Source organism: Endozoicomonas elysicola, from assembly GCF_000710775.1.
Taxonomy (GTDB): Bacteria; Pseudomonadota; Gammaproteobacteria; order Pseudomonadales; family Endozoicomonadaceae; genus Endozoicomonas; species Endozoicomonas elysicola.
The window spans coordinates 110900-134771 of the sequence record NZ_JOJP01000001.1; the positions used below are offsets into that span (position 1 = coordinate 110900).

A 23872-nucleotide genomic window follows, 5' to 3' on the forward strand; every position below is an offset into this window, starting at 1 on the left:
TCCGGAATAAAAGCAAGACATCCGTCGTTAAGTTATAAATTAATACAGATAATTCAAAATAAAGAGTTCGAGATATTTATATCTGCTTATCGCTCACCAAATACCATGAGTATTTGAGAGCTCATCAGTACATTTTCTTACCCAATTGTAGTCAAGACATAGTGAGAGCTCCGAAAGCTTCACTATTCAACAACCATAATCCTCTATTTGTAACCCTATCAAGCTATTCACAGTGGCTCATTTATCCTCCTATGCAATGAATCAAAAATACCTTAATTCTGCGTTAAGTTTGCTCAGTTACGCTGCTGAGACTGATGGATAAAACCATCACTCCAATTTCTGATGACAACTTCAATTACAGGCTCAGCAGGCTTATGTCTTGTCAACTATGCAACAGCGATGTTCTGGAACTGATATCCAGTAAGGATGCAAAAAGCTCTGAACCACTGAACATTTCCATCTGTAATACCTGCGGGCTTATCCAGCAGACCAGCATTCCTGATGAGGAAGAACTGAACCGGTATTACCATCATGAATACCGGCAGGATTACAAAGGTGTTTATACGCCAAAAGCAAAGCATGTCTATCGAGCAGGAAAAACGGCATTACAACGTCTGAATTTTCTGAAAAGTGCCGGTGTAAAAAGTGGTCGTATGCTGGATGTAGGCGCTGGAGGGGGTGAGTTTACCTACCTTGCGGACAGAACCGGTTTTGCCGCCAGAGGCGTAGAGCCGAACAAGGGCTATTCAGAATATGCCCGGAACGAATATCAGTGCAATATCAGCACCGGCAACCTGGATCGTATAACCGGACAGTATGATGTGATCACGCTGTTCCATGTACTGGAACACCTGCCTTCACCACAGAGCGCTTTTCAGCAGCTCTACCAATTGCTGAGTGAAGAAGGATACCTTCTGATTGAAGTACCGTGGATTGAGGCTCGGGATGCATCACCCCATAATATTTATTTTAAAGCCCACCTCTACTATTTCAGTATTGATACGCTGACGGCAGCAGCCAGTCAGTATTTTGATGCCATTATGATAGACACAGCGTCTAATCTGAAAATTCTGTTCCGGGCTAAACAGGCACCTTCAAGACTCAGGCTTCCAGAGACAACATCTGTCGTAAATATCAGGCAACGCCTGAGCCAGAAAGGCTGGCTTGAATATCTGTTTCAAGGGCGTGGACTGGTTAAGCCATTCAGAAAGCTGGCAGAACGAATGAAGGAGCGTAAAGCAAGAAATTTTCGTCCCAAAGAGATTCTGGATCAATTCTTGCCAGCTCAGATGGGTAGTACAACACTGCCCCGATTAAATGAGCTGAAAGTACCGTTAACCCAGAACGGATAAAATGGTAGCAAAGCCTCAAGCGACATTTCTTAACCATAAAGGTCATTAGCTATGAACATTCTTCTGATTGAAGATGATGACTTACTGGCCCGTGGTATTCAGAGTGCCCTTGCGGATGATAACTGTTCAGTCACTTTGGCTACGCTTGCACGACAGGCTTTACAGATAATTCGTAACCCGGATTCTCGACCAGACCTGGTTATTCTTGACCTCGGATTGCCCGATATGGATGGTGTCGACCTGCTTCAGCTGATCAAGGGGAAACAGAGTGACACGGCTACACTGCCTGTTCTGGTACTCACCGCCAGAGATACCATTGGCGACAAAGTGCTCGGACTGGACAGTGGTGCAGATGATTACCTGACCAAGCCCTTTGATGTTGAAGAGTTGCAGGCACGCTTGAGAGTACTTGAACGCCGGCTGAAACCAGTCTCCTCTGACATCATGACTGTTGGCTCTGTGTCCCTGGATACCACACGCTACTCCGTGTCCGTTAGCAATAAAACTTATTCCCTGCCAAGGCGCGAATTTGCCTTGCTACGCACATTGATGAACAGTCCTGGCCGGGTATTCTCACGTGAACAGCTTATAGACCAGATGTATGAGTGGGACGAAGAAATCACCAGCAATTCAGTGGATGTTCACATCCATAACATTCGTAAAAAAACAGGCTCTGACTTCATTCGCTCTATTCGCGGCGTTGGCTGGCTGGTTGTGAAATAGCGTGTTGTTTATCCCTCTCATGGCTGTCCTTATACCCAAAGGATTTGGAGTTGCTACGCGGCGGCAAGTGAACGAAGCACCAGGAGCCTAGACACACTAAGTGACAGGGCCGGGCTGGCGCTCCAGTGAGCGAATGCAGCCAACAAAGTAGCAACTTCAAAGGCGACGGGTATATGAAGCAAAATTCGATTCGCAGATTCCTGATTGTGGGCCTTCTGTCTACGATGGCACTGGCTCAGCTGGTCACGATGACCTGGAGTTACCATAAAAGCTATCTAGAGGCAGAAGAGTTGCAGGATGCCCAGCTGGTTCAATATGCCCGGGCACTGAGTCTACTGCTCGCAGGAGACCTCAAGGAAAAGAAAGTTATTACGGTTCCGATCCAGACTCAGCCTGAAGACTGGCAAGGTGCAGCCGCAGGGACCAGCGGACACAAATATGAGGGAAAACTGTTCTTCAAAATCTTCACAGAAAATAAGCAGCTGCTGGCTCATTCGGAAAATACGCCAGATTTTTGGGAGTTCCCTCTGACTGAAGGTTTTCGCAACATCACCACCGATGGACATGACTGGCGAGTTTTTACCCTGCACATCACCAGCAAAAACAGCTGGATCATTACCGCTCAACGAGGAGACATTCGTGGTGAAATGGGTGGAATCATTGCCCTGAAAAGCATTCTCCCATTCCTGTTCACACTGCCTGTTGTTTTTCTAATGATCGGCTGGCTGGTCAGCAAAGGCTTGCAACCTATCACGGTTTTAGCAAATGAACTGAAACGTCGAGAGGCCAATGACCTTCACCCGGTTCCCATCAATAATCCGGTGAAAGAGCTGGTTCCCTTAATCAGCTCGATCAATCAGCTGCTTAAAAGACTTTCCGATGCGTTCAATAGAGAGCGACGATTTGTAGGCTATGCAGCCCATGAACTGAGGACACCACTGGCCGGTTTAGGGGTGCATTTGCAAAATGCCCAACGCAAGCAAGGGCATGAAAGAGAAGAAGCCATTGCACTGTCCCTGAAAGGGCACCATCGCATGGTTCATTTGGTAGAACAACTGCTCGTCCTGGCCAGAACCACACCGGATGCTTACTTTGCCAGTTTTCAGGAGTCCGACCTTTATAAAATTTGCCAGAAAGTAATCGCCGATAATATTCAACCGGTTCTGGATAAACGACAGACGATAATGCTAGAAGGTGATGAACCAGCGGTCACTCAGGGTGATGCCTCAGGGCTTTCAATTATGATCAGCAACCTTGTCAGAAACGCGATCCTCTACACACCGGAAGAGGGCACGATCAAACTGATGATTACCAGCCACAGTGAACAGGTTACCCTGAGCATCAGTGACTCTGGCCCAGGAATTCCAGAAAAGCTGCGACAAAGAGTGTTTGATCGCTTTTACCGTGCCGATACCGACAGACACACTTCCGGCGTGGAGGGCGCTGGTCTTGGGTTATCGATTGTTGCCCATATTATTGAGCTTCACAGCGCGAGCATTGAACTTGGTACTTCAAGACTGCTGGGTGGGCTGGAGGTTATCGTGAAGTTTAATACTTACCCAGCCAAGAGCCAGTGAGCGTTTGTTAGGTAGCCTGTTTACACAAACTCTTTTCGTTAGAAAACATAGACAATCACACAACGAAAAAAGCCTCAAAGCAAAAATGCTTGAGGCTTTACTCTTTTTCAGTTCATGGCTGTAATATGGTGCCTAGAGACGGAATCGAACCATCGACACGCGGATTTTCAATCCGCTGCTCTACCAACTGAGCTATCCAGGCAAAATTTGCACGTAAATCTTATCAAACTTGAGAATAATGGTGCCTAGAGACGGAATCGAACCATCGACACGCGGATTTTCAATCCGCTGCTCTACCAACTGAGCTATCCAGGCACAAACTGCAAAACGATGTGCGAGGCGTATTAAACGGATTTCATCTGGATGAGTCAAGTCATATATAAACTTTTATGGTCATCCGAAGGGGAGAGAGGGAAGCAAAAACACCAGATAATCCTAGGTCACTTCCGAGCAAGCAGCTCCCCTGAACTCTAAATACCGCTCTCGCAAGGTAGCACGTATCTGTTTCAAAGAGTCCAAAAACTGATGTTGAGCTTGCTCATCAAAAACACATTTAATTCTGTTTGCCAGAGTCCCTTCCCTACCTACAAGACTTATTTCACGCTGCATATACATGTAAACAACCTCAGCCTCAGAAAAATGCCTTTGGGTGGTTACAAAAGAGCGATCAACAGCATCATCTAAATCAACTCCGATGGGGGGAAGCTCAACCAAAGGGTAGGACTCTACTGTTTTTGCCTTCACATAACTTAGAAACTGCTGCGTATCCTTTGATTCAATGCTTGTCAGACTTAGTTTCTGGGTCGCTGGTATCAAAGATTGTATTAAAAAACCGTAATCCCATAAGCGAGCATGGAACTTTAATTTGGACTTAAGTTGAACGCTGTATTGATCAATACCGGCTAGCGCCTCACACCTTCTAAATGAATCGTCATGAGGCTGTTGATACTGCTCCAAGAAATAACTTACATAACCATTTGGTTGTCCTTTCGCTATTTTGGAGACAACAGCCTGCCTGGCACGAAGAACTAAAGCATTTCCCTCTACACAAAAGGAAGGAGCAGAAACATGGGTACTGATTTGTTGCTGATTGATCGATAGTCTTCCGGCTGAAGTTACCCCATGAACACGACGAGATGCCCAATCAGTGCCAGCAGCACAATAAGAAGCAGCAGTATCCCGAGAAGAAGTCCCTGATAATGGTGTAAGTGTTACGGTTGTATCTAGTGCAGAAGGCATTTACTGACAACCCGAATATTTTTCTAATTAATCACTGATCTATTCGTAAAATTTGCGATATCCCTAACGAAAGAAGCTCTTTGCACGTAAAATGCAAAACATAGTATAGAAGAAATAGGACTGCATGCTACCAACAAGCAAGCACTCAATAGCTTTCGCGAAGATACATTCCGGGAGACTTCTGCAACCCACATATCCGGTTCAATCCTGTAACTTATCCCAAACTTCCTGATCCCGATCTGCAGTCCATATTCTTGGCCAGTCGATACCATCAAATTCATCCCAGAGGCGCTGAACGTCAAATGGCAGGCAGTGCTCAAAAATGGGCCAGCCACCATACTGAGGAGCCAGACTTCTATGAGAGGCAGCAAACGCTTCTTTTAACGTCCCCTTGTTGCTATAAACCGCTCCTACCTGATCAATCATGGTCTTGAGAAAAGTACGGCTTTGTTCGATAGCGGCATCAACACGATCCCGGCCATGAACAACCGCTCCACGGCCACCGACCAAGGTCTCTGCACCGTAGGCTTTTACCTTATCCAGGGTGGTTGTGGACCAGTCAAAATGAAAAGCATCGCCGGTATAGAGTGCAGCCTGTGCTTCAACAAGGTCACCGGTAAACAGAATGTTATGCTGAGGCAACCAGGCACAAATGTCTCCGGCCGTATGGCCTCGCCCACAGTATTCAAGCACCAGACTTCCCCGAAGCCCACCCAGCAGGATTTCCAATCGATCGTTAAAGACAATATCAGGGTGGGTCAGCCCCGGAATTCCCTCAGGCTCCCGGAACAGTCTGGGCATACGGCGAAACTCACTTTCCCAGTCATCCATACCTCGCTCGTCAATCAGGAATCTGGTGTTCTCGTGGGTAATAATCGATTCAGCTGAAAAGGCGGACGCACCCAACACCCTGACCGCATGATAATGAGACAAAACCAGGTACTTAATAGGTTTGGTCGTATGCTTTCTGAGTTCATTCAGCCAGTCAGACGCAGCTCTTGGCGTTGCCCGAGCCTCAAACGCAATGAGAAAGTCTTCCGCCTCAATGGCCCCGACATTGGGATCACCTTCGGCGGTAAAGGCATAAACGCCATCCGCCAGCACTTCCAGTGTCTCTTTTTTTTGTTCAAGGTCTCCTGAAGATGCAAATGCTTTTTTCGTCATTAGAAATTGCCTTTCTGAGATGGAAGCTTTTATTACCCAGCTCAATATAGCCCAGCCAGTTTGATCATGAGGCAGTGGTAAAAAAGGCACCATCAATAGTGCCTTTTTTATAATCAAAGCATCTCGAGTCAGAAACCAAACTTACCGTTGTTGTTTTTCCACTCTGACTCCGGCGGTATCGTTTCTATCACTCCCCAGTGTTCTACTATCTTATTGTCCTCAAGACGAAGCAGGTCATAATACGCCACATGATTGCCTGCGAACTCTCCCTCGCTGACACTCAATGCAAAATTACCTTCACCCAGCACTTTATGGTTTTTCTTATACTCCATGGTAACCCCCTGCTCTGCCATGTGCTCTATTGCAGCCTGTAAACCCTCAACTCCATCGGTAATGAATGGGCTGTGCTGAATGTAATGAGTGGTTCCGGGGGTAATGTACTCGCTGATCTTATCGAACTGCCCTTCCATCAAAACGTTTTTTACAAAGCTTGCTGCCCGTGCTTTGTTTTCTGACGTTCTGTCCCGATCAGTAATCTCTGTTGAACCATCCGTCTGGGTGTGACCACTGGCATTGGGAGAAGTCGCTTTTTCCATTAGGTTATCCCAGTGTTCAACAATCAAACCATCTTCCATCTTAAGAATATCAAAGCCTACCTTAGGCCCAAAAAAGTCATAATCCATGTGGGTAAAGACATAATCTCCATCTTCGAAGACCCGCTTCACATCCACTTTTGTACTGCCCTTCGGAAGGTCAGACATCAATGCCTTGAATCCATCAAAACCGTTCGCAACACCAAGGTTATGCTGCACATACTTCTGGGGATTTATATATGTATACGCACTGGTGTCTCCTGTTTCCAGCCCCTTCAGCAGTTGTACCACTTTTTCTTTGTTGGTCAGCGTCATCTGTACCTCCTGTGCCATCAACAGGCAATGGTTTTTAAGGAAATCCATCAACACATCAAAAGAGGAAAATGATGACCATCAGCTCATCTGATGGTGAAATCATTCATATAGAGAGAAAAATAGAATAAATAGTATGAACAAAGGCTAGACGAAGCAGAGAGAAACTCAAACCAAACGCTTGATCAAGGTGAGTCGAACACCAATGATTTCAGCTTGGTCTCAGCATAGGCTTTGTTCCAAGATACCTTGCCCAAGCGTGGCTAGACAGTGGAGTACTGGTTGAGAAAGCCTGTTCACGGCCTCAACCAAACCACAATCATGTCCCAGGACAAAAACAGTGGATATGGAATCAGCGCCCAGCCCCCTCTGGTAAGATACCCAATGACACCCAGGCACACCTCAAAAACTGCCCAAATATTGATCCAGGTTAATTTTCTGATTTCTGGAAAACTGACTTTCGTCAACTGAGCTTTTCAACCCCTGTATTAATGTTCAACCTTGAAATTTCGAGCCCAACCATTTTCCGGGAGTATGGCAAGTGCTGATTGGCAAGGTAACTGGCAACATCTGGGCCACCCGCAAACAGGATGGTCTCAGTGGCTTCAAATTAATGATCGTCGAGCTGATCAACCCCAGCGAACAGGAAACCGGTCAGTCACTGGTTGCCGTTGATACCGTTGGCGCCGGCATTGGTGACATTGTTCTAGTCGCCCGAGGTGGTGCTGCCCGAAGAGCCATACGCCCTTCTGAAGGCCCGGTTGATGAAGCCATTGTTGGTATTGTGGACAACATGGAGGTGAGCCGATGAGCCGCCTCATCACCCGCAACAATCTTCACGACTTCGTTTCTGATGGTTGCCTCATCCTTGAAAAAGGCATGCTGCTTTCTCCTGGAGCCGATGATCTGGCAAAAATTCAGGGCATTCAGGTTATCCGAAGCTCCCAGTCCAGCTCAGTAGAAGTATTGAAAAAGCGCATTCATCAGCTCCTTATCGGGGAATTCCATATCTCTTCCCCAGAGCATATCGAACAAGTTCAGCAGGAAGTATTAAAGCGCCTGCTCAAATAATCCTGTTTTTCACATCGTATTCAAGAGATTGACCATGAATCAGATTACCCCGGAAGCACTGGAACAAATCATCCGTAAAGTGGTGGCTGAACAGCTGACCAAGCAGGCCGCTGCCCCTGAGTTTGAGAAGCACGCCGATCCTTCCGGTGTTGCGGTGATCAAGGCCCCAACCGTCAAGTGCAAACCTTTTGACACAGGCAACCCTGGTGACAAAGTGTTTATCACCGACATCCTTGATCTGGATGAAAGCCCTCGTCTGGGCTGCGGCATGATGGAAATCCACCAGACCACATTTGAGTGGACTCTGGAGTACGACGAAGTGGATTACATCGTAGAAGGTACGTTGAAAATTATTATTGACGGCCGTGAAGTGGTTGGCCATGCCGGCGATGTGATGTTTATTCCAAAGGGATCAACGATCCAGTTCAGCGCCCCGGACTTCGCCCGCTTTATGTTTGTCGCTTACCCTGCTAACTGGGAAGAGATTGCACGCCAGAAGCAACAGTAATGAATCGTATATGGCTGGCGTTTCGTCAGCCATATCAATTGCAAGAAAAGAGTCGTAAATAATCATGAGTGGCAACTTCCAGGAAAACCTTCTCGACAAGAAAGAGCGCATCATTCAGGAGTACGTACCGGGTAAACAGGTCACTCTGGCGCATCTGATTGCTCACCCTCAGGAAGACCTGGTCATCAAACTGGGCCTTGATGCTGAAACCATCAGCGCTATCGGCATTATGACCATCACCCCCAGCGAAGCCTCAATGATTGCAGCAGATGTTGCAACCAAAGCGGCTGGTGTTGAAATCGGTTTTCTGGATCGTTTCTCTGGCTGCCTGGTGATTACTGGCGATGTAGGCAGTGTTGAAGCTGGACTGAATGCAGCCATGGATATGCTCAGGGACAACCTGAAGTTCTCCCCTACGCAGGTTACCCGCTCCTGATGAAAAAGATGATGTTGGTGGGCTCGACCACCTCAGGCAAAACCACATTAACTCAGGCTCTCTATGGGCAGGAGTTGAAGTACAAAAAAACCCAGGCCATGGAGTACAGCGATTTCATACTCGATACACCTGGGGAGTTTATTGAAAACCGTCGTTTTTATGCCGCACTGATGTCATCGTCTGTTGACTACGAACTGATTGCTGTCATTCATGATTGCTCAAGAAAGCAGAACCTGATCCCTCCAGGCTTTGCCAGTATGTTCAATCGTGAAGTAATTGGCATTATTACCAAGATCGACAGTGAAAAAGCCGATCCGGAATTCTCTCGAAAAGCACTGACAGCGGCGGGTATCAAAACCCTGTTCGAGATCAGCTCTGTGACGGGAGACGGTATGGATGCCTTAAAAGCCTTTCTCCAGGCCAATACATGAATTTACTCATGCAGTGGTTTTTAAACAGCTGACTTCACTCTAGAATCACAACCCTCAATGTTTAAAACATCAGGGAGGGTGATGTGAGCAGTGAAACCCGTTTGACTCCCAGACAGGCTCGATCAATAAAAACCGTCGAAGCAATTCTGGATGCTGCAAAGAAAATACTGGCGGAAAAATCCTATGAAGGGTTGAACACCAATGCCATTGCAGAAGTAGCTTCAGTCAATATCTCAACGCTGTACCGCTATTTCCCCAACAAGAATGTCATCATTCAAGAACTGCTACAGCAATACAACCAGCAGCAGCTTGATCAGATACAACCATTACTATCCGCCCACTCCGATAAAAACAAGCGGGTTGAGCTGATCATTGATGCTCAGGTTATGCAGCTGGTCAAAGCCCCCTGGATGATTGCACTGAAAGATGCGCTCCGATCCGTCCCGGTATTAAAAGCGGTTAAAGCCGGTGCGGACCAACATCTGATTGATCTGGTGGTGCACTCCATTCCTCAGAAAGCAGCGGGCCCAAAAGTCAATGGCAAGCATCAGCAGGCCGTGATGCAGGTTCTGGTGGAACTGTTCAGTAATTCTGTGCAAATGATCGTTAAAGCCCCTGCCTCCATGCGCAGCCTTTTAAAAGCTGAAAGCACACTCCTGATCAACAGCTACCTCAATAACTACCGCTGAATACGTCTGGCAGGGTTCAGAAACTGACTTGTTTTTGATGGAACACACGAATACCCTTAAAACCAAGCATTTACTTGGATAATAAGAATAAGGTTGTTTTATGGGATATATTCGGCTTTTCCTGCGCAGTACTCTATGGTTTCTGGCACTTGCCACCCTGCTGGCACTGTCACTATTGCTGTGGTTTACCCGCAACGTTGAGGGGCCAATTCCTGAAGACCCGGTTACGGATATCGCCAGCACTGTTCCAACGTTTATCGGACAGCCCCATCAACCAAAACCGATTACGGCACCCGCTGTTCCACAACACCCTTTTCTTGCCAGGCAGGGGTTAAACAGCATGCACAACGACAGCCACCAAAGTGATAGCTATCCGTGGGGTGGCCCTCAGGGACACAACACCCAGATTGATTCCGAACAGTTCCACCCGATGGTGGGTAACTGTGTCTCTTCGGTAATGGATGACCATGGCCGATTACTGTCCACCTGCGTAACCCCCTTTGGAGTTACCCTGGTTGCAAGAGATCCGGAAACCCTGTCGATTATTGCCCGTAAAAAAATCACCCACTGGCTGCCTTTGGGCAAAAAATTTGGAGGTGGCGTTTATTTCCATGTCGACCACCAGAACCGGGTTCTACTGGCCAGCAACAGCCCCGCTATCGAAATCTGGTCACTTCAGGGAGAAAGTGGCCTGCTTCAATGGCACAAGGAAAGCAGCATTGATTTGGGAGGAGCTCTCAATACCGTACGCAGGGAAGATCATCGCGTTATCGATCTGATGCCCGACTGGGATGGCAACTACTGGTTTATTACACGTACAGGTTTGGTGGGGGTCAGTGATCGCAATGGTCAGCAGATCAACGTCATCGAACTGAACAAGGAACATATTGATAATGCGATGGCGGTTGGCCCCAATGGGGTATTCATTGCATCAGACCATGCTATGTACCGTTTCACCCTTAACCAGAAAGGAGAACCTTCCATTCTATGGCGTAAGGCTTATGATCGTGGTTCTGCCCCCAAACCGGGCACCATGGGTCATGGCACAGGCACAACCCCTACCCTGATAGGTAATGAGTATGTTGCCATCACCGATAATGCCGATGGTCAGATCAATGTCATGGTTTATAAACAAACGACTGATAATGATCAGTCAGTCGAGCTCTGTAAGGTTCCGGTTTTTAAGGCCAATCTGGGCACCAGTGAGAACTCCATGGTCGCCATGGGTAATAGTCTGATCGTAGAGAACAACTATGGCTATGAAGGGCCATTTGAAAATTTCAGCGCCGAACCCGGCATTGCCCGGGTTGATATTGATCCTGAGTCCGGTACCTGCTCAAAAGCCTGGGAAAATCTTGAGATCAGCTCACCTTCCGCCGTACCCAAAGTCTCTCTGGCCAATGGGTTGATCTATCTCTATACACGTGACGAAAAGAATCCGGACAATATGCATGCCTGGTACTTCACCGCAGTAGACGCCCATACCGGCCAGCTGGTTTATAAGGTATTGACCGGGATTGGCAAGGGCTATAACAATCACTACGGAAGTATTTCACTAATGCCCGATGGCACTGCCTATGTAGGCACCATTGCTGGCATAGTGAAAGTCTGGGATAAGCATTAAATACACGGGCCAGGGCTGGCTTAATGAACCGTGGCGCCCTGCCTCCCGTAAACAATAAAAAAGTTTTAAGCCTGAATATCATCAGGTTTAAAAAACATAAAGCATGATGAGGTAATCCCATGTCTGAGAAATCGTTTGATTCTAAGAAGCGTGGACCCACACGACGTCGGTTTTTACAACTGGCTGCGGCTTCTGCGCTTATCCCCCTTCTCAACATTCCCAGTCGACAGGCCCGTGCTGATGCACTTCCTGCCTTAGACGAGTCAAACCCTACTGCAATGGGGCTTTCCTATAAGAAAACACAGGAAGCCGCCAAATCGATAGACGGTTATCAGGAAGGCCGGAAGTGTGAGAACTGCGCGCTCTATACCCCTGACAACAAAGGATGCAGGCTTTTCCCGGCAAATTCCGTAGAACCTGCCGGCTGGTGTAAGGCCTGGGTTCCAAAGCCGGCATAGGTTCTTTCCGACAAAGTAGAACAATGTGGAGTATCAACAATTCATTGGCGATACTCTTCATTGCAACACCCCCTTAAAGGCTGTTCAGATTATTAACGCACCACTTCGCTCGTTTTAGAATGGCATTCCTGTCCGCCAACATTTTTTTATCCCATCCCTTGTACACCAGTGCAGTCCTAGGGTTCTTATGCAATAACTCCCGGTGCTTTTCCATAAAGTGCCAGTAGAGACTGTTTAAGGGACAGGCGCTTTCTCCCTCTTTTTCCTTCACGTTGTAAACACAGCCTCCACAATAGTCACTCATCTTATGCACATAATTGCCACTGCCAGCATACGGTTTCGATGCCACCATACCACCGTCCGCATACTGTGACATGCCCCGGGTATTGGGCAGCTCTACCCACTGAATCGCATCAATGTAAATGCCCAGGTACCACTGATCGACCTGATCAGGATCAATACCCGCAAGCAGGCAGAAGTTACCGGTGATCATCAACCGCTGAATATGATGGGCATAGGCATACTGCAATGATTGAGTGATGGCATGGTGCATACAGCTCATCTGTGTCTGCCCGGTCCAGAACCACTCAGGCAAATCCTTTTCCGCTTTCAGGAAGTTCAGGGATTCGTAGTCTGGCATATTGCTCCAGTAAACCCCCCGGATATATTCACGCCACCCCAGAATCTGACGGACAAAGCCCTCTATTTGCGCCAGAGAAATAGCATCAGGATTTTCCTGCCAGGCTTTGATGGCCTTATCAATCACCTGTTTCGGGTGGAGCATTTTGGTATTCAGGGCAAAAGAGATCCTGGAATGGTAGAGGCTCCACTGATGATCACTGTTTGCAGTCATCGCATCCTGAAACTGACCAAATCGTGGCAGGCAATGGGTACAAAAATAATTAAGTAACTTCAATGACTGCTGACGTGTAATTGGCCATAGCAAATGAGTACCGATCTCTCCAAAACTTTGTACATTATGGCGTTTTAATCGCTCCAGTACTGACGAGGTTGAACTGGCAAAAACTAACGGTTCTGGAATCTTCTCAAGGTCTGCAGCTTTGAGCTTGGCGCGATTTTCAGCATCATAATTCCATTGCCCTCCTTCCGGCTGGTCATCACACATCAGGACATTGTGCTGTTGCCGCATCTTTCGGTAGAAGGTTTCCATCCTGCCAGGCTTACCGGGCTTGAACCGTTTGGCAAGCTCATCAAATGGGACCAGAAAATGTTCGGTATCCCACTCTTTTTTAGAGATGGTTTTCTTAAATGATTTATCGACTTCAAAGTCTCTTAACTGTTCCAGCAAACGGTATTCATCAGGCCGCTGATATTCAAAACAAATTATTGAATATTGCTGGCAGAGATGGGTGATCAGTGAAGGCAGGTCTTTAAAGTCTCTGGTTTCATCCAGCGTTAGGTGAAGCACCTGATGACCCGCTTTCTGCAGCGCCATAGCAAACTGTTCCATGGCGAGAAAAAAGCCGCAGATCTTCTGCACATGGTGCTTTACGTAACCTGTCTCCTGAAGCAGCTCAGCAATCACATAAACACACTCATCGTCTTGTTTGCTAAACCAGCTATGGCGGGCATTGAGCTGGTCTCCAAGAATGAGCCTAAGGGTAGAGTAGTGTTTATTTTTCTTCATCCATCACCCGATTTCGTTGAGATCGGCAACGCCTTGAACAGTAGCGAACCTCTTCCCAGCAGCGTTCCCATTTTTTTCGCCAGGAAAAAGGGCGACAGCATACAGCACACTGCTTTTGTACAGATCGATCAGTCTTATTGTCGGCATTTCTTGGTTTTTGAGAGTACTTCATGCCCTTTTTACGTCAAATAACTTCAACTGGCTCTGCAGAACCTACAATGGAGACTGCGCAAACTGTCATCCCAATGGATATATCGCCGTATGCCGGTTATCCCGAAAATCTGGTAGATTCCGCCGCCCCTTCAAAAAGGCACGACTTCCATCTATCTCAGGGCTTTCAGACCTCATGCTGAGCTATCAACACCACTACCACGCGGGCAATCATGCCGATGTACTCAAGCACTGGCTGTTGCTGGCCTGCGTGCGTCATATGCAGAAGAAAGATAAGCCTTTTGATTACATTGACACCCATGCTGGTGCTGGTCTCTACCGGCTAGACTCAGCAATGGCCCGCAAGACGGCGGAGAGTGATGAGGGTGTCCTTAAGCTGGACTGGAAAAAACTGAAAGGTCTGAAGGACTACCACGGCCAGATTGCCGACGATATCCGTTCGAAACGTTACCCCGGCTCTCCATTGCTGGTAAAGCGGCTGTTAAGACCCGGTGACAAAGCCTGGCTCTATGAAATGCATCCGCAAACCGTTAATGAATTACGCGAGCATTGTGAACATCGACGCCTGTGTCATGTTCGTCAGGAAGACGGTTTTAAGGCACTCCCTGCCATTCTACCCACTGCCAGCCGCCGTGCTCTGGTATTGATTGACCCCTCTTATGAGATCAAGTCAGACTATCAGACCGTGGTTAAGGTTATGGAAGCCGCTTATCTGAAAATGCCTCAGGCAATGCTGCTGTTGTGGTATCCCGTGGTGGATCTGCACCAGATTCGACAGATGGAAAAAGGGTTTGCCAAAAGCAAGATGCGCAATGTTCACCTGTTTGAAATGGGTATTGCCGAGAACAGTGAGCCCGGAATGACCGCGTCAGGCATGGTGGTAGTGAACCCACCCTGGACACTCGCTGATGACTTTATCCGAACGATGCCAGACGTTTCGGCCCATCTGGCAAAAGACCATAAACCCCGCTGGCGTCACCAACTATTGGTAGCAGAGTAATACCAATAATCTAAGGCATGATAGGCCAGTCGGCGGCATCGACACTGTCGAGAGGGTAAGTTTTATTACCCTCCCAACGTTTTACATAACTGCCATCAGGGTCAAACTGCCGGGTCTGCTTATCCAGATCAAAATGGCGACATCCTTGCGGATCCGCACCAACACCCGCCAGATACTGCCAGTTGCCCCAGTTACTGCCCACATCGTAATCCACCAGTTGCTGCTCAAACCAGGCTGCGCCGTAACGCCAGTCCATTCCCAGTTCATGGATAAAACAGCTGGCCACTATCTGCCGCCCACGGTTTGACAGGTAGCCGGTTGCCTGCAGCTCTTTCATACAGGCATTCACGATTGGCCAGGGGGTATTACCGGCGCACCACTTCTGAAACCGCTCCGGATAAAAGCAAGACAATTTGCATTTATCCTTGATGCCTCTGGATGAAAACAACCGTACGCCATGCTTCAGGGCATACCATTGAAAATATTCACGCCACAACAATTCAAATTGAATCCAGTAGGTGGACTCATTGGCCATGATCATGGATTCAAAATGCCTCAGTGCCTGGGCAATCTGTCGAGACGAGAGGCAGCCATGAGCCAGCCAAGGGGAAAATTTCGTAGTGGTTTCCCAACCCTGCAGGGCATTACGCGTCTCTTTATAGGTGGTTGGCTGCATCGTTGAGAAATATTGCTTTAGATGCCCTGCTCCAGCTGTTTCACCACCTTTAAAAGGACTGCCAGTTTTGCCGGTTGCTGGTAGCCAGTCAGAACGGTAATTCAACCCAGGCATTGGCCTTGGAATAATATCCGGCGCAGTGACTGCCTCTGAGATGTGCAGATTTTCTATCTGCTTTCGAAACTGGGTAAATGTTGCCGGTAGATCTTTAAGCTCAAATGGGAGTTCCTCCTGCTGAAACAAGGAGTACGTTGCCACTTCTTTAAAGGTCACTGAAGGAAAAAGCTGCTTCAGAGTTTGCCAATACTTAACCTCCTGGTACCCCATATTCTGACTGCGATAGACGGTATCAATTTCATGAGCTTTCAAGAGCCGCCCGACAGCCTGTAGCGGGTTATGCAAACGAATCAGTAGTTTCTGCCGTCGCTGTTCAAGCTGTGATTCAAGACTTTCAATGCTCTCCCTCAGGAAACGCCAGCGATGATCCCCCATCACCTTTGACTGATAACGGCCGGGCTTGAACCATGCAGGGTCAACGCAATAGACGCACACCAGATTCTTGCAGCTACCAGCTGCTTCCATAAAGGCCCGGTTATCACTCAGCCTCAAATCATTTGTAAACAGAAACAGTGTTGTTCCCTGCAAGAGCAATACCCTCCAAACCTACTAGCCCTACCACTCATTTATACGTTAGTTTTCCCAAACCAAGACAAACAACATCCAACAACCGATAACTCTATGTAATTTATAAAAATTTATTGTTTTATTATTAAATACATCAAATCTATTTTGGTTTTATGCCCTCTCAGGTAAAGTAGCCTTCACCGCAAAATGATTCTTGTATTCCTCCCAGCCATAGACCGAAATGTTCAGACACTTTACCGGTAATCAGTCTGTAATGATGATTGGCCTCGACTTTGGTTCTACCACCAGTCGCGCCATGATTGCCTCTGCACACCTTGAACGTAATCCGATGACTGAGCGGATGGAGCTGGGAGAGCCTGAGCTGATTTATCGCTCTGACGCCATACTGACGCCCTTCGAAAATGGTGAACTCTGCACGGAAACCATTAATACCTGTCTTGAGCAATGGCTGGAAGAAAGCGGGATTGATTGTGACCAGCTCTTTTCAGGTGGGGTCATTATCACTGGCCTGGCGGCAGAAAAGCAAAATGCCCAAGCCATCGCCCGCTCCGTTCGGGAAAAAGTGAATCAGGCCATTGTTGCTACTGCAGACGACCCATGCATGGAATCCTGGCTCGCCTTTATGGGCAACAGTCTTGAGCTTTCACGGGCAACGCCGGAAATCCCCTTCATCAATCTGGATATTGGCGGGGGAACCACCAATCCAGCGCTGGGAATAGACGGTAACATCACAGAGTCTGGATGCTACTACATTGGTGCCCGACACTTTCAGTTTGAACCAGGCACCTACCGGTTACTGGAAGTATCCAACCATGGCCAACAACTTCTGGTACAACTGGGTCTACAGTTAACCATCGGTGAAGAATGCAGCCAGAACAGTATCGACAAGATCGTCAGTTTCTATGTCCAGGGGCTCGAAGCCATGGTCACGGGCGATCATAGCTGGTTCGACCAGAGTGATGGACAGCAGCTTTGTCAGGTAGCCTTTCAACCGAATGCCCAAGCCCTGCAACAGGCTGCAATTACCTTTTCCGGCGGAGTCGGCGAACTGCTTTATCAGTACACAGCGACAGGCAAACTGCCAGATACCACGGCCTTTGGTGATCTTGGCATTGACCTGTGCAAAGCAATTGCAAACTCTAAAACTCTCTGCCGCAGTCTTAGCCAATATATTCCCGAGTATAAGGGACGCGCGACCGTTTATGGTCTGGCATTGCACAGTGCCGAACTGTCCGGTAACACCCTGTTTATGCCAAAGCCTGAACAGCTGCCGGTTAATGACCTTCCCATTGTTGCCCGCCTGGCGCTTAATGCCGATGGGAACCGAATCAAGCGGGCCATCGAACTGGCCAGAAAGACCCATAATGGCGGTTGCATACGTATAACGCTTAAGGATGATAATTATCCGGGCTTTAAAGAGTTAAAAAGCTTTGGTGAGAAGCTGGCCGAGACAATTGAACTGTCCGGTTTTCCTTCAGAGTTACCTCTGCTTCTACTGGTACCCAAGGACTTTGGCAAAGTGATTGGCAGCTACGCCAGCCGCTGGGGAAAGCTGCCAGTCAACCTGATGGCAGTGGATGAAGTTCCCGATCGTAAAGCAGGGTTCGTTAGCTTGGGCAAAGTGAAGAACTTTGTCATACCCGTTTACTTCTATGGGATGCATTAAAATAAGGATAAAGCGCTTTGAAAGCTTTTAAAATTCTGTCACTGATAGCACTGCTTTCTGGTTGTACTGGAATACCTGAAGGCGTTACACCAGTAAAACCATTCGAAGTACATCGCTATGTTGGAAAATGGTATGAGATAGCCCGACTGGATCATCGATTTGAACGGGGCCTCTCCCATGTCACTGCAGAATACTCAAGTAACCCTGATGGCAGTCTCCGCGTAATCAACTCAGGATATTCTGTGGAGGCCGATGAGCGTAAGCAGGCCGAAGGCAAGGCAAAGTTTGTCAGAGGGCATGACGAAGGCTATCTCAAAGTTTCTTTTTTTGGCCCCTTCTACGGTTCATACATCATTTTTGAGCTGGACCAGAAAGGCTATGAATTCGCCTTTATCTCAGGAAATGACAGAAACTATCTCTGGCTGCTGGCCAGAACCCCTACCGTCACTGACAAGGTTAAATCGGACTTTATAAACAAAGCCAAAGCACTTGGTTTTGATACCAAACAGTTGATCTTTGTTGATCAGAGCAATCCTATCCAATAGCATCTCTCCACCATTTCGTACGTAAACAGTGTATATCTACGGAATGCAATCCCTCTCTTTTTGTAGTCATATAGCCCAGTCTGTAAGCCTCTAACACAGACGATCACTGAGGTGAGTCAATACCCCAGCAAGCAACATTCTATACCATGCCGGATTTTGTGTTCGGCGGAGTGAGAGCCATGCCCAAACCACTGATGACCCCACTGGACCAGATACCGGTTCCTGCACCAAAAGCGGATGAAATTTACCGCACCCGGGTCATTGGGCAAAGCTTCAGTTTTATCGGACTCAAAGCCCTGCTGGGGGCTGCGGGCTTCCATACCAGTGGCGATCAGGTTGCCGGCCTGGCTGCAGACGATGAAGTCAGCCGAGAGGCAGCCAGGGCAATACTGTCCGACCTGACGCTGCAACATATTTACGATCACCCCCTGACCAACGACCGTGGCGAGATTGATGACATCATGCGGGTCAACTATGACATTGACCTGAGCATTTTTGATGATATGGCCATGATGACCATCGGTGAGCTTAAAGACTGGATTCAAAAAGCCTCAGGAGCCCAGATCAAGCGGGCAGGCAAAGGGCTGACTGGCGTCATGATATCCGCAGTCACCAAGCTGATGAGTGTACACGACATGGTGTACAACACTCGCAAGATCGAATGCCCGACACAGGCTCGTACTCACCTTGGCCTTGCTGGTTCTCTCTCTACCCGGATTCAACCCAACCATCCTACCGATGACCTGAATGCCATCACTGCTCTCACCTGGATGGGACTGTCCATGGGTAACGGTGATTTGTTGATTGGCCTCAACCCTGCTGATGACACAATTGATAATATCGGCGCCTGCCTGATCCATCTGGATAAAATACGACGACAGACCGGTGCTCCTACCCAGGTCTGTGTGCTTTCCCATATCCGTACCCAGCTGGCCTGCCTGGAAGAAGGTGCGCCTCTGGAAATACTTTTCCAGTCCCTTGCCGGAACCGACGCTACTCTGCGCGAAGCCTTTGATGTCAGCGTCCCTTATCTCGATAAGGCCTGGCAGACAATGAAAGAGAAAGGCGTACTGAATCAGCACCAGTTTATGTACTTTGAAACCGGTCAGGGCAGTGAAGTCAGTTATGGCAAACACTGTGGTATTGATATGTCTACCACAGAAGCCCTGACTTACGGCCTGTGTCGTCGATATGACCCCTGTATGGTCAATAGCGTTACCGGTTTTATTGGCCCGGAAACCCACAAAGACAGCCTGCAGATTATCTGTGCCAATCTACAGGATCTGTTCATGGGTAAAATGATGGGACTCCCCATGGGTGTTTCCCCCTGCTTTACCCTGCACGCCGATGCCTCAAGTGAGGGTCAGGAGATTGCAGTAGAGCTGCTCACCGTAGCGGGTGCCAACTACTTTATGGATATCTACATGGGTGTGGATCGTATGCTGGCCTATGCCGATACCAGCGGCCACGATGATCAGACCATTCGTGAGATCCACAACCTTAAACCATCCCCCGAGTTCTATCACTGGGCCCTGGAAAAAGGGATTTTCAAAGAGTCTCGGGATGGGCAGATCACCCGCGGTCCCAACTGGGGAAACCCAGCCATCTTCGCTGACTCCAAACAGGCATGGAATGACCTGATTAGCCGGGTACCCATGTGCTATGGCACCAGTAATGCTGGCCCAAGAATGGCTAATCATGTTAATCGCAAACTAAAGCAAAACATTGCTGTTGCCAGGGTTGCAGCAAAAAGTAAGCTTCGTTTTGACGAGTTGGAAGAGATCGATTTTCGCCTGATTCGCTCTCAGGCCAATAATATTGAACGACACCATGCGGATCCTGATGCCGGAGCACATCTCTGCGAAAAAACCCGCAGCCATCTGCAGCCTGAAAATCGAGATATTCAGATCCTGATTACTGATGGTCTGAGTGCTGAAGCCGTGCACCAGAACATCAATGAGCTGCTTCCTGTTCTGGAAGATGGCTTACAAAGCCATGGTTACTCACTGGGCCAAACCATGGTTGCACCACATGGTCGTGTAAAGCTGGCGGAGGATATTGCCAGAATAGTGAATGCCAAGCTTGTTATTGTCCTGCTGGGAGAGCGCCCCGGGGCGGATGGAAAGTCATCCCGGAGTCTTTCCGGTTATTTGATCTATCGTCTGGAGGATGAGCAAACACAGAAACTGGCTGCTGACTTCAGTAACATCGCTGAAATAGAGTTTGAGAATACCGTGGTGCCCAATATTTACTACGGCGGTATTCCCCCCATGGAAGCAGGCTCCCTGCTGGCAGAACGTGCCATGCAGATTCTGGATAACAAAGCGGCTGGTAACCGTCTGAATGCCATTCTTGGTAGTCGAATGGGGCTCTCAGACATTATTCGTGAGAGTAAAGTTGAGCCACAGAAAACGGCCAGTACTATCCGGGTTCATGACTTCCTGGGTCAGAAGTCAATCTCTGAAGCCGATGTGATGATGTTGATTCACTGGGGAGTTAAAGAGATTCTGCTCAGCCAGAGAACCATTATTACTCCATTGGCGGGTGATCTGCTGAAGCAGGAAGGTATTAAACTGCGTTATAATGACGCCCTATCGTGAAGTACTCAACATATTTAAGAGTTTTGCTGAAGCCAATTGCTATAATTTTTAGATATTCGAAAATCACGGATGATAATCGAAATGGACAGCAGTGGAATTGGCTCCCTCAGCACTTCGCAAATCAATCAAATCAACAAGTTAGCTTCTAAGAAAGGTGCTGACAATCAAGTATTAATAGCAAAGCATAAGGGCCGGGAAGTCAGATTTGAGGCAGTAACTCCAAAGGTGAGCTCCAAGGCCAAACAAAAAGAACTCGATTCTGGATCCAGATTAGCAGTTGAAACGCTTGGCTTAAAAGACCGAAAGGTCTCTCCTTCAATGGCTCAGACAATCCTAAACATCAGGGAAAAAGTTAACAGTTCAACGCACGCCAGCTTTAAGGATTTGGACTTTCTTAATGAGCACCTTGTCAGCAGCTATAACTCACTAGAGTCTGATCTCAATATTTCCTTAGAAAGTCTGGATAGTGGGATCGAAAGCGATTTTTCGGGTAGTACCGAGTCTTTAGATTCTATAGTCAGTGATATAGATAGTAACTTCTCTGGAAGTATTGAGTCTCTGGACTCACTAGATGCAGAGGGACAACCAATTTTTAGGACGTTCCCATTTAAGCGTCCCTCAGAGCAAACAGATATAGAACAAAAGGAGAGCCAGCCTCGCTCAGAACTGAAAAGAAGAGGTGCCATTAGAAGAGAATCCATTGTCCCACCTGATTTGCCCCCAAAACGCCAGAAACAAACTGCACCTCCAAGACCTGATAAACCTGAGCACCTCAGCCGTCCTGAGCTGCCGCCAAAACGTAAAAATCTACCCGGACCTCCAGTTCCACCCAGACAGCCTCTAACATCAAAAATGAAGGCATATGTCCCTACCGAGCGCCCACTTCCAGACTTACCGTCAAGCTCAACAAAGTCACCATCAACAAAAGTGGAACCAGCACCACGAAAAGAGTCGCTTTTAGAAGTATTCTCCAAAGCACCTGAACTGAACAAAACTGGTTTTGCTTCTTTAGACTCCAAGGCTCAAATAGCAGAACTCAAGACTGCCAAAAATGCCGAACAAACTGGAAAATTTCTGGACCAATGCACAGCCAAACAGAGAATGGCACTCTCGAAAAATAAGAACTTCCCCAAGCACTGCTGGCCTGCCATGAACCAGCGTTTACTTGCAGATGCGCTTGAAGCACATTCATCCAAAAACACAGGAGGCATGTATCGAGTTGGAGGTAGCCAAACAGCACTCACAAAAGCTGTTGAAAACTTCAACAAAAAACGTGTTCCCGATTCAGTTCTTAATGATCGGATAGATGCCGCCCAGCTCTTTAAAAGAACCCATGACTCACAAAAGCTGTTCAGCGCTGATACTTTCAGAAAGTTTTCAGCGGTTGTCCAAACAGATCCCATTGACTATCAACGTTTTAACCAGGAACTAGATGATGCTCTAGCAGGTATGCCGCCAGATAGTAGAGATCAGGCGATGATAAGCTTAAAAGTAATGAGAAATGCGTATCTTGCGGCTCCTCAGGAAAGAGCCTCCAATACTGCCCCTGATGCACCTGTTGCAAAAAATGATCTTGCGTCACTATTTGCTGAGAGTACGCTTACATTCCAGAAAACGCCTGCAGCAGCAACACAGGAGGAAGCTTTACAAGCGATGGCCATTGCTGCAAAAGAACAGGCCGCTGGCCTTAAGGTGATGACAACACTACTAAGCCAACGTTGAAACGAAATGCCTGAATATATCTTTTAGAGTTGGCAGCTTCTCACTAAAAAGACACCGTTTGCTAAACCCTTTTATTTATTGACCAATGTCATCAAAATGAAAACCTGTTGACTTGCGTCAAGTCATAGCCCTCATGCATCCCTGCTGATAGCCTTGCCCCAATTGATACACCACCCGGAAACAGCCTCCAGAAAGAGGCCAACACTCCAAACTTCCGACTGCCAACTCAGATTCAAAAGCAAGAGAACCATTATTTCACCTTTGGCGGGTGACTGACTTAAACAGGAAGGAGTTAAACTAAGATATGATAGTTTGGCAAAATAAATGATAGATAATTTTTAATTTGCCGTTTTTTTCTTTTCAGAAAAGATATATCAATGGAAGCAATGAAATTGGGTTGTTTGCCCTTACCAGGGTCACTCATCGATAAAGCCGCCGTTACATTGAGCAGGGCTTTTGCACAATATCCTCTGAGTATCTTGTACCGAGGCTCTCCTCCCAGTGTAGAAGATATGCAGGAGTTCCTCCGGCAATCCATATCCACCGGTCAGGTTTATATCAGCTCACCTGAAGTGGAAAGTGTCGCTATTTGGTACGGGCCAGAACAACAGCCAAAATTACCTGACCAGCATTCAACACTGAACTCGCATAGCCGTGCGGAAACCAGAATGAAGGCATTTGCTCTATTTGCTGAATCCCAGAGGCAGTTCCACTTGCCGGTTCCCCATTGGTATTTGATGATGGTAGGCGTTGATCCACTTTACCACGGAAAAGGTGTTGCCAAAGCTTTATTGAAGCCGGTTCTGGATACAGCAGATAAGGACCAAAAGCCGTGTTATCTTGATACCCATAATCCTGTGAATGTTGAAATTTATAAACGACTGGGGTTTCACGTTGCAGAACAAACAAAGGTTCCTGGTGGCGAACTGAGTCATTGGAGTATGATTCGCACACCTGAATTTATCAGCTAGAAAGTGCTCAATAAACAGTCTCTTCAGGTCACTTAGACGACCTCTTCCTGT

General features: G+C 47.6%; 23 protein-coding genes and 2 tRNA genes. 17 read left to right on the forward strand and 8 right to left on the reverse strand.

Annotation, left to right across the window (positions count from 1 at the left end; translation table 11 throughout):
* Window positions 1-374 precede the first annotated feature (374 nt).
* From GV64_RS23475 to GV64_RS00470, 3 genes are all read left to right on the forward strand, one after another.
* Window positions 375-1352 carry a class I SAM-dependent methyltransferase gene (locus GV64_RS23475; RefSeq protein WP_157237001.1) on the forward strand — a complete coding sequence of 326 codons (978 nt, stop codon included), beginning with the start codon at window positions 375-377 and terminating at the stop codon, window positions 1350-1352.
* Between the two features lie 51 nt (window positions 1353-1403).
* Complete coding sequence (locus GV64_RS00465) at window positions 1404-2075, forward strand: response regulator (protein WP_020582678.1); 672 nt, start codon at window positions 1404-1406, stop codon at window positions 2073-2075.
* 173 nt (window positions 2076-2248) lie between these two features.
* Complete coding sequence (locus tag GV64_RS00470) at window positions 2249-3652, forward strand: ATP-binding protein (RefSeq protein ID WP_020582679.1); 1404 nt, start codon at window positions 2249-2251, stop codon at window positions 3650-3652.
* Between the two features lie 126 nt (window positions 3653-3778).
* On the opposite strand, the gene GV64_RS00475 is transcribed toward GV64_RS00470, so the two are convergent.
* The 5 genes from GV64_RS00475 to GV64_RS00495 form a co-directional block, all read right to left on the reverse strand.
* A tRNA-Phe gene (locus GV64_RS00475) sits at window positions 3779-3854 on the reverse strand.
* Window positions 3855-3891: 37 nt separating this feature from the next.
* A tRNA-Phe gene (locus GV64_RS00480) sits at window positions 3892-3967 on the reverse strand.
* A 120-nt stretch (window positions 3968-4087) separates the two neighbouring features.
* A complete protein-coding gene (locus GV64_RS24610; protein WP_152553879.1) occupies window positions 4088-4891 on the reverse strand; it encodes a hypothetical protein in 804 nt (267 codons plus the stop codon).
* 201 nt (window positions 4892-5092) lie between these two features.
* Window positions 5093-6055, reverse strand: a complete 963-nt coding sequence (locus tag GV64_RS00490; protein ID WP_026258246.1) for an MBL fold metallo-hydrolase — start codon at window positions 6053-6055, stop codon at window positions 5093-5095.
* Between the two features lie 128 nt (window positions 6056-6183).
* On the reverse strand, window positions 6184-6963 hold the full coding sequence (locus tag GV64_RS00495; RefSeq protein WP_020582489.1) for a nuclear transport factor 2 family protein: 780 nt from the start codon (window positions 6961-6963) through the stop codon (window positions 6184-6186).
* Between the two features lie 538 nt (window positions 6964-7501).
* Here GV64_RS00495 and GV64_RS00500 point away from each other — a divergent pair.
* From GV64_RS00500 to GV64_RS00535, 8 genes are all read left to right on the forward strand, one after another.
* On the forward strand, window positions 7502-7771 hold the full coding sequence (locus tag GV64_RS00500; RefSeq protein WP_020582491.1) for a EutN/CcmL family microcompartment protein: 270 nt from the start codon (window positions 7502-7504) through the stop codon (window positions 7769-7771).
* Complete coding sequence (locus tag GV64_RS00505) at window positions 7768-8031, forward strand: hypothetical protein (RefSeq protein WP_020582492.1); 264 nt, start codon at window positions 7768-7770, stop codon at window positions 8029-8031. Before GV64_RS00500 ends, GV64_RS00505 begins: the two co-directional genes overlap by 4 nt.
* Before the next feature lie 34 nt (window positions 8032-8065).
* On the forward strand, window positions 8066-8539 hold the full coding sequence (locus tag GV64_RS00510; RefSeq protein ID WP_020582493.1) for a cupin domain-containing protein: 474 nt from the start codon (window positions 8066-8068) through the stop codon (window positions 8537-8539).
* A gap of 64 nt (window positions 8540-8603) precedes the next feature.
* Window positions 8604-8975, forward strand: coding sequence for an ethanolamine utilization microcompartment protein EutS (gene eutS / locus GV64_RS00515; RefSeq protein ID WP_020582494.1), 372 nt, complete (start codon window positions 8604-8606; stop codon window positions 8973-8975).
* The gene (locus GV64_RS00520; protein WP_020582495.1) at window positions 8975-9406 is read left to right on the forward strand and encodes a EutP/PduV family microcompartment system protein; all 432 of its coding nucleotides are present in this window, start codon (window positions 8975-8977) and stop codon (window positions 9404-9406) included. Before eutS ends, GV64_RS00520 begins: the two co-directional genes overlap by 1 nt.
* 83 nt (window positions 9407-9489) lie before the next feature.
* Complete coding sequence (locus GV64_RS23480) at window positions 9490-10095, forward strand: TetR/AcrR family transcriptional regulator (RefSeq protein WP_020582496.1); 606 nt, start codon at window positions 9490-9492, stop codon at window positions 10093-10095.
* Between the two features lie 100 nt (window positions 10096-10195).
* On the forward strand, window positions 10196-11719 hold the full coding sequence (locus GV64_RS00530) for a hypothetical protein (RefSeq protein ID WP_034843865.1): 1524 nt from the start codon (window positions 10196-10198) through the stop codon (window positions 11717-11719).
* 119 nt (window positions 11720-11838) lie between these two features.
* Window positions 11839-12177 carry a high-potential iron-sulfur protein gene (locus GV64_RS00535; protein ID WP_020582498.1) on the forward strand — a complete coding sequence of 113 codons (339 nt, stop codon included), beginning with the start codon at window positions 11839-11841 and terminating at the stop codon, window positions 12175-12177.
* A gap of 73 nt (window positions 12178-12250) precedes the next feature.
* Here the strand turns inward: GV64_RS00535 and GV64_RS00540 are convergent, their stop codons facing one another.
* Window positions 12251-13825 carry a cryptochrome/photolyase family protein gene (locus GV64_RS00540; protein ID WP_020582499.1) on the reverse strand — a complete coding sequence of 525 codons (1575 nt, stop codon included), beginning with the start codon at window positions 13823-13825 and terminating at the stop codon, window positions 12251-12253.
* Window positions 13812-13997 carry a DUF2256 domain-containing protein gene (locus GV64_RS24090; protein ID WP_081622127.1) on the reverse strand — a complete coding sequence of 62 codons (186 nt, stop codon included), beginning with the start codon at window positions 13995-13997 and terminating at the stop codon, window positions 13812-13814. Before GV64_RS24090 ends, GV64_RS00540 begins: the two co-directional genes overlap by 14 nt.
* Window positions 13998-14171: 174 nt before the next feature.
* Between GV64_RS24090 and GV64_RS00545 the strand changes: the two genes are divergently transcribed.
* Window positions 14172-14996: a 23S rRNA (adenine(2030)-N(6))-methyltransferase RlmJ gene (locus GV64_RS00545; protein WP_020582501.1), complete on the forward strand. Its 825-nt coding sequence runs from the start codon at window positions 14172-14174 to the stop codon at window positions 14994-14996.
* A gap of 10 nt (window positions 14997-15006) precedes the next feature.
* On the opposite strand, the gene GV64_RS00550 is transcribed toward GV64_RS00545, so the two are convergent.
* Window positions 15007-16317, reverse strand: a complete 1311-nt coding sequence (locus GV64_RS00550) for a DASH family cryptochrome (RefSeq protein WP_020582502.1) — start codon at window positions 16315-16317, stop codon at window positions 15007-15009.
* 220 nt (window positions 16318-16537) lie between these two features.
* Between GV64_RS00550 and GV64_RS00555 the strand changes: the two genes are divergently transcribed.
* The 5 genes from GV64_RS00555 (at window position 16538) to GV64_RS23490 (ending at window position 23821) form a co-directional block, all read left to right on the forward strand.
* Window positions 16538-17983, forward strand: a complete 1446-nt coding sequence (locus tag GV64_RS00555) for an ethanolamine ammonia-lyase reactivating factor EutA (protein WP_020582503.1) — start codon at window positions 16538-16540, stop codon at window positions 17981-17983.
* Window positions 17984-18000: 17 nt separating this feature from the next.
* Entirely contained in the window at window positions 18001-18528 is a 528-nt protein-coding gene (locus tag GV64_RS00560) for a lipocalin family protein (protein ID WP_020582504.1), read from the forward strand.
* 179 nt (window positions 18529-18707) lie between these two features.
* Complete coding sequence (gene eutB / locus GV64_RS23485) at window positions 18708-21128, forward strand: ethanolamine ammonia-lyase subunit EutB (protein WP_201772450.1); 2421 nt, start codon at window positions 18708-18710, stop codon at window positions 21126-21128.
* 81 nt (window positions 21129-21209) lie between these two features.
* Window positions 21210-22850 (forward strand): hypothetical protein, encoded by a 1641-nt coding sequence (locus GV64_RS00570; RefSeq protein WP_020582506.1) that lies wholly within the window; start codon window positions 21210-21212, stop codon window positions 22848-22850.
* Window positions 22851-23227: 377 nt separating this feature from the next.
* Window positions 23228-23821, forward strand: coding sequence for a GNAT family N-acetyltransferase (locus tag GV64_RS23490; protein WP_020582507.1), 594 nt, complete (start codon window positions 23228-23230; stop codon window positions 23819-23821).
* Window positions 23822-23872: the final 51 nt, after the last annotated feature.